The sequence below is a fragment of the Frankia sp. CcWB2 genome, assembly GCF_977927585.1.
Genome location: NZ_CDWRCM010000237.1, coordinates 1 through 6,141, shown reverse-complemented (window position 1 = coordinate 6,141; position 6,141 = coordinate 1). Strand labels below are relative to the sequence as shown.

Below are 6,141 nucleotides of genomic sequence, written 5' to 3'. Positions count from 1 at the left end.
GGGCCAGGGCGCGGGCGGCGAGTGGCCCGTCCCCGGCCGCCCGGGCGAGCGCCGCGGCCCGGTCGGCCCGCACGGCGGCGTCGGAGTGTTTGCCGCGGTCGTAGGCGGTGGCGGCCGCCACCGTCGTGACCGCCGCGTGCAGCCGCATCCACTCCAGCGATGGCCGGCCGCGCAGCCGGTGCTCCCGGGGCACGGTCTGTGTCGTGCGCTCCAACGAGACCAGGGCGGACGTGGTAGTGATCAGATCAGACGTCTCGTAGGCCCTGACCGTCGCGGTCAGGGCGGCCATGCAGGCCTCGTGCAGGCCGGATGCGTCGTCGCGCAGACTCACGGAGCCCACCGCCGCGAGGCCGGTGGCAACCAGGACAGAGCGTCGGTCCGCGACCTCCGAGACCTCCGACACGATGGGACCCTCCGTGCTCCTGCGGGAATGATCGCGGCCTTCCGCCGGCACGCGACGGGGCGGTGAGTCGTCGCCGCCAACGGCGTGATCCGATCGCTCGGACGACAGATCCGGTTATTCACGGCGGCCTTCCTCCTCTTCCCCGTGGTAGTGGCCGGTCCTCGAGCCTTCGTCCCGTCCCGTCCCGGCGACATCGACCGGTGTACACGCGCACCGGTCGATGCGTCTGAGCTCTCTGCAGCTGAGCTCTCCGCATCCGACACCCATATGGTCGCGAGGCCGCACTGTCCCGACGAAACCCGGCGTTCACGTATTCGTGCGCGAAGCGCCGTCTTCGACGGTATCGTTCGGGGGCCGCGGACGCGCCGAGTTGTGCGCACTCGGCGATGTGGTACGTGTCTCTTCAGGGATTGGCGTCGGTTGTTGTCGGAGGTTGTTGTCGGATGGCTGAACCGCCTGACTGCCTGGGGCCGCCGCAACGATTGTCCGCAGTGCGGGCGCCGGTTGGCCGAAATTCTCGTGGCATCCTGCGAATGTTTCATCCTCGTGTCGTCGAGTCATTGCATGTTTCGCCATGATGATGTTTCCCGGTCGGGATGCCGCCGGGATGCTGCCGGGAGACCGCGGGGAGGTCGCCGCGGGGCTCGGCGCGACGCCGATGCGAGCTCGGCCGGCTCCCGCCCGGGCGGGCAAGATCCGTCCTGGCGGTGGCCCCCGAGTGCCGCCGGTAAGGTGAACAGCATGGCCGTCGACCTGTCCGAGGAGATCAAACAGCTGGATGCCACGTTGACCGGCATCGAGACGGTTCTCGACGTGGAGGGGTTGCGCCGTCGCGCCGAGGATCTGGAGCGTCAGGCTGCGGACCCCGACCTCTGGTCCGATCAGGACCGGGCCCAGGCTGTCACCCGCAGGTTGTCGTCGACGCGCGGGGACATCGCCAGGGTGGAGGGGCTGCGTCGCCGTCTCGACGACATCGCCGCCGCCGCGGACCTCGGCGACGAGGATCTACTCGCCGAGGCCGCAGCCGATTTTCCCAGGCTGTCCAATGACATCGCCGGTCTCGAGGTCCGGACCCTGCTGTCCGGCGAGTACGACGAGCGGGACGCGATCGTGCAGCTCTCGGCCGGGGCCGGCGGGGTGGACGCGGCCGACTGGACGGCGATGTTGCTTCGGATGTACCTGCGGTGGGCCGAGCGGCATGGCTACGCCACGGAGGTCTTTGACACCTCCGAGGCTGAGGAGGCGGGTCTGAAGTCGGCAACCTTCCAGGTCAAGGCGCCCTATGCGTACGGGACGCTGCGCAGTGAGCACGGGGTGCACCGGCTCGTCCGGATTTCGCCGTTCGACAACCAGAACCGGCGGCAGACCTCCTTCGCCGGGGTGGAGGTCACCCCGGTCGTCGAGCTGTCCGACCAGGTCGACATCGACGACAAGGATCTGCGTATCGATATTTTCCGTTCGTCCGGCCCGGGTGGACAGGGGGTCAACACCACCGACTCCGCGGTCCGCATCACGCATCTGCCCACGGGCATCGTGGTGACGTGCCAGAACGAGCGCAGCCAGCTCCAGAACAAGGCCGCTGCGATGATCGTGTTGCAGGCGAAGCTCCTGGAGCGGCGGCGGGCCGAGGAAGCGGCGGAGAAACAGCGCATCACCGGCGGGCCACAGGACGTCTCCTTCGGATCACAGATCCGTAACTATGTCCTCCACCCGTACCAGATGGTGAAGGATCTGCGTACCGACACCGAGACCTCGAATACCAGCGGTGTTCTCGACGGCGAGCTCGATGATTTCATCGACGCGGAGATCCGGTGGCGGCGGTCGGTCGAGAATCAGGCGTGAGAGGGTTCTTCGGAGCTTTTGCCGACGCCCGGGATGCGCCTGGTTCCGGGCTGAGTGGGCAATCCTCGCCGCACCGTCCGGGCGCTCGTGGCCCGGCGGGACGATACGCGCCCGGCGTTCCGGTTCCGGAGGTCCGGAGGTCTCCCGTTTCCGGGACGGCATCCGAATGCTGCCTGCCTCTCGGGGAACGGACGGTGAAAAGACAAAGATCCGGCCGTGGTGGGAACGCCGGTGTGACGTAGGCTCGGCCGGCGGCCCGGCCCGGCGTCGGGGGAGGACTCCACCGGATCTCCTGACGCCATTGGCATGCCGGGTATACACGTGTAGAGTTCCGGGTAGTTCGCGGACCGGTCGATGTTTTAGTTTCGGTGTCTTGATCTGGTCCGTCTACTGCTTCACTCGATGGGATGTACGCCCGTGTCACCTGGTCGTTCACGATTGCGAACCGCTGTCGCGGAGGGAGTGCGGTCTGTGTCCCTGCACACGAATGCACGCATGTATCTGTGTGGAAATAACGGTGCAAATCCGGGCAGGATGGCCAGTCTCGCCGGTACGGGAAAGCCGTGACCTCCCTGGCGCCCGCGGCGTCCGGCGCCGCCTCCGGCGTGTTCGACGGTGCGCCCACGATGCCCCTGCCCGTCCTTATGTACCACGGCGTCGGTGATTCGGTGAGTGCGGACTTCCGACGCTGGGAGCTCCCTCCCGGTGCCTTCGCCGAGCAGCTCGAGGCCCTCGCCGAAAGCGGTTACCACCTCACCGGTCTCACTGACGCGCTGGCGCATCCCGCCCGCCGCCAGGTGGTGATCACCTTCGAGAACGGCTTCGAGGACTTCGTCACCACCGCGGTGCCCGCTCTGCGGGCGATCGGTGCCAGCGCTACCCTGTACGTGCCGACCGCCTTCGTTGGCCGGCGCGCCACCTGGCTGGATGGCTACACCGAGCGCAACCTCCTCTGCTGGACTGGTCCGACCTCGCCGCGCTCGCCGGAGAGGGCATCGAGCTCGGCTCGCACGGTCACCGTCATCTGGAGCTCGACGTGGTGCCGACCGCCTTGGCGCGGTACGACGTCACCGCCAGCCGGCGGCTGATCGAGGAGAGAACCGGCCGGCGTCCGGACAGTTTCTGCTACCCCTTCGGTTATCACTGCGCGTCGGTGCGCCATGTCGTCGCGGCCGCCGGGTTCGAATCGGCCTGTGAGGTCGGGTACCGCATTCATCAACCGACGTCGTCCCGGTTCGCCATCAGTCGATTGATCGTCAATCGGGCCGCTGGAGCGGCCGACATCCTTCGGCTCGTTTCCCAGGGGCATCGCGACGCCCTGCTCAGCGCCCGGCGAGGACTGCAGTCGGGGTGGCGGGCATATCGAGCGGCGCGCTGGCGGCTCGGCCGAGGCGCCTGACGACGGGGAACGCGGGAACTGGGGTCCGGGGTCCGGGGCCTGGCAGTTACCGCGTGCTCTCTCACACGACCGCGAGCCGATAGCCCCGCTTGATGACGGTCTCGACCACGCGGCCGGCCGGTCCCAGCGCGGTGCGTAACCGGGCGACGGTCATCTCGACCGCGTGTTCGTCGGTGAGCCCGGCCGTGCCCGTCCGGCGCAGCAGCTCGGCTCGGGACAGCACCCGACCGGGACGCTCGGTCAGCGCGTCGAGGACCGCCGCGGTCCTGGGTGCGAGCATCACCGGCTCGCCGTTGACGATCACTGCCGCGCCCTGGACCCGCAGCACGTGCCCCGCGGCCTCGACGGTCCGCCCCCGGCGACGCGGGAGTTCGTCGGACAGCGTGCGCACGAGTGCTCCGAGCCGGAACCGGTCCGGGGCCACCGTCGCCACGCCCTGCCGTTCGAGGGGGGGCGGCGCAGACCGGACCCACGCACGCGGGCAGCACCTCGCCCCGCAACGCGGTCAGCAGTTCGTCGAACTGTCCCATCTCCCGGGCGATCCGTAGGAGGCTCACCACGGCGGGCGCGCTGGTGAAGGTGACCGCGGAGACCCCGCCGGTGACGATGAGTTCGACCATCCGGCGGACCGGCCGCAGATCGTCCGGTGGTTCCCACCGGTACACCGGTATCTCGACGACCTCGGCACCCGCCGCGCGCAGCCCCTCGACCATGTCTGGCAACGGCTCGCCGTGTAGCTGCACCGCGATGCGCAGCCCGGCCAGGTTCTCCGTGAGCAGATGGGCGACGAGCTCGGCGCCGGATTCCGAGCGGGGCGACCAGCATTCGGTGAGCCCCGCGGCCCGGACGGCGCCAGTGACCTTCGGCCCTCGGGTGAACAGCCGGGCGCCGTCCAGCCGGTCGCGCAGCCGCTCGCCGACCCCCCAGCCCTCGGCGGCCTCCACCCAGCCGCGGAAGCCGATTGCCGTCGTAGCGATCACTGCGTCCAGCGGCCGGGTGAGGCACTCCCGGGTCGCGGCGAGCAGCAGGCTGTCGTCGGCGAGCGGCACGATGCGCAGGGCCGGGGCATGGATCACCCGGGCTCCGCGCCGTTCGAGGAGGTTCGCGAGTTCGTCGCGGCGACGCGCGGCCGTGACCCCGACGGTGAAGCCGAGCAGCGGTGGCAGCCCGGCGCTGACGGCCGGCTCCGTCGATGTCGCCGATGCCGGGGACGTTCCGGGCGCGCTGGTGGTTCCGGGTGTTCCGGTGGTTCCGGCGGTTCCGGGTGCGCCGGACCGGTCGCCGATGTCGGGCCACCCGGGACTACAGGTTGTCACGAGGCTACCTCCTGGCCTGGGGTCCCGCGCCGATCCCCCGGTCACCGCAGGATCGGACACGGCCATGTCCACGCGCTTGCCGGTGTGCAACGCCGGTGTTAACCGGCACCGTTGCGTATTCACGACGTCCGCATCGAGCGTTCGTCGGGCATCTCACATCCCGTCGTGTCGTGGAGTGCATGCCTTGTATCCGGACCGACCTGACTTCGAGTCGGTGTTGACATCCTGGGTTCGTACGGTTCTGGCCGTAGCGGGTGCCCGTTTGGACCGGCACCCATCGGTTCGGACGTGCGGGTGGTGCGCGGATGTCTTCTCGATCATTGGTGGTCGTCGGCCACGGCATGGTGGGGCATCGGTTGTTGGCGGCGCTGCGGGACCGCGACGTCGAGGGGCGATGGGATATCACGGTCCTCGCCGAGGAACCTCGGCCCGCCTATGACCGGGTGGGCCTCTCGGCGTACTTCACCGGGGCGACCGCGGAGGACCTCAGCCTCGTCGAGGACGGATTCCTCGAACACCCCCGGCTGCGGCTGCGTCTCGGTGAACCGGTCGTCGCCGTCGATCGGGCCGCCCGGACGGTGACCACCGGTGCTGGCCGCACCTACCGGTACGACGTGCTGGTGCTTGCGACCGGTTCCTACCCGTTCGTCCCGCCGGTACCCGGCCGGGAGGCCACCGGCTGCCATGTCTACCGCACGATCGAGGACCTAGAGGCGATCTTCGCCTCGGCGCGGGGTAGCCGGACCGGGACCGGTGTGGTCGTCGGTGGCGGTCTGCTCGGCCTAGAGGCGGCGAACGCGCTGCGTAGCCTGGGGTTGGCTACTCACGTCGTCGAGTTCGCGCCCCGGCTGATGCCGGCCCAGGTCGACGAGGCCGGCGGGCAGACGCTGCGAGCCCACATCACCGGGCTCGGGATCGGCGTCCACACCGACACGGCCACCGAGCGGATCGAGGCCGATCCCGACGGGCGGGTCACCCGGATGGTCTTCGCCCGTCACCCCGAGGGGCTGGCCGGCCTCGACACCGACGTCGTCGTGTTCTCGGCGGGGATCCGCCCGCGGGACGCCCTGGCCCGCGAGTGCGGACTCGACGTCGGGGATCGCGGCGGCATCGTCGTCGACGAGGGCTGCCGCACCAGCGACGAGCACATCTACGCCGTCGGCGAGTGCGCCCTGGCGGCC

General features: G+C 69.8%; 2 protein-coding genes and 3 pseudogenes. 3 read left to right on the top strand and 2 right to left on the bottom strand.

Annotated features, from left to right (window positions below; all coding sequences use genetic code 11):
- Window positions 1-403, bottom strand: a pseudogene (locus ACY45C_RS19210) (hypothetical protein); the annotation flags it as partial.
- A gap of 741 nt (window positions 404-1,144) precedes the next feature.
- Here ACY45C_RS19210 and prfB point away from each other — a divergent pair.
- Window positions 1,145-2,245, top strand: a complete 1,101-nt coding sequence (gene prfB, locus ACY45C_RS19205; protein WP_462188963.1) for a peptide chain release factor 2 — start codon at window positions 1,145-1,147, stop codon at window positions 2,243-2,245.
- Window positions 2,246-2,808: 563 nt separating this feature from the next.
- A pseudogene (locus tag ACY45C_RS19200) lies at window positions 2,809-3,644 on the top strand (polysaccharide deacetylase family protein).
- A 61-nt stretch (window positions 3,645-3,705) separates the two neighbouring features.
- Here the strand turns inward: ACY45C_RS19200 and ACY45C_RS19195 are convergent.
- Window positions 3,706-4,810, bottom strand: a pseudogene (locus ACY45C_RS19195) (uroporphyrinogen-III synthase).
- 455 nt (window positions 4,811-5,265) lie between these two features.
- Here ACY45C_RS19195 and ACY45C_RS19190 point away from each other — a divergent pair.
- On the top strand, window positions 5,266-6,141 hold an 876-nt coding region (locus tag ACY45C_RS19190; RefSeq protein ID WP_462188962.1), incomplete at its 3' end, for an FAD-dependent oxidoreductase.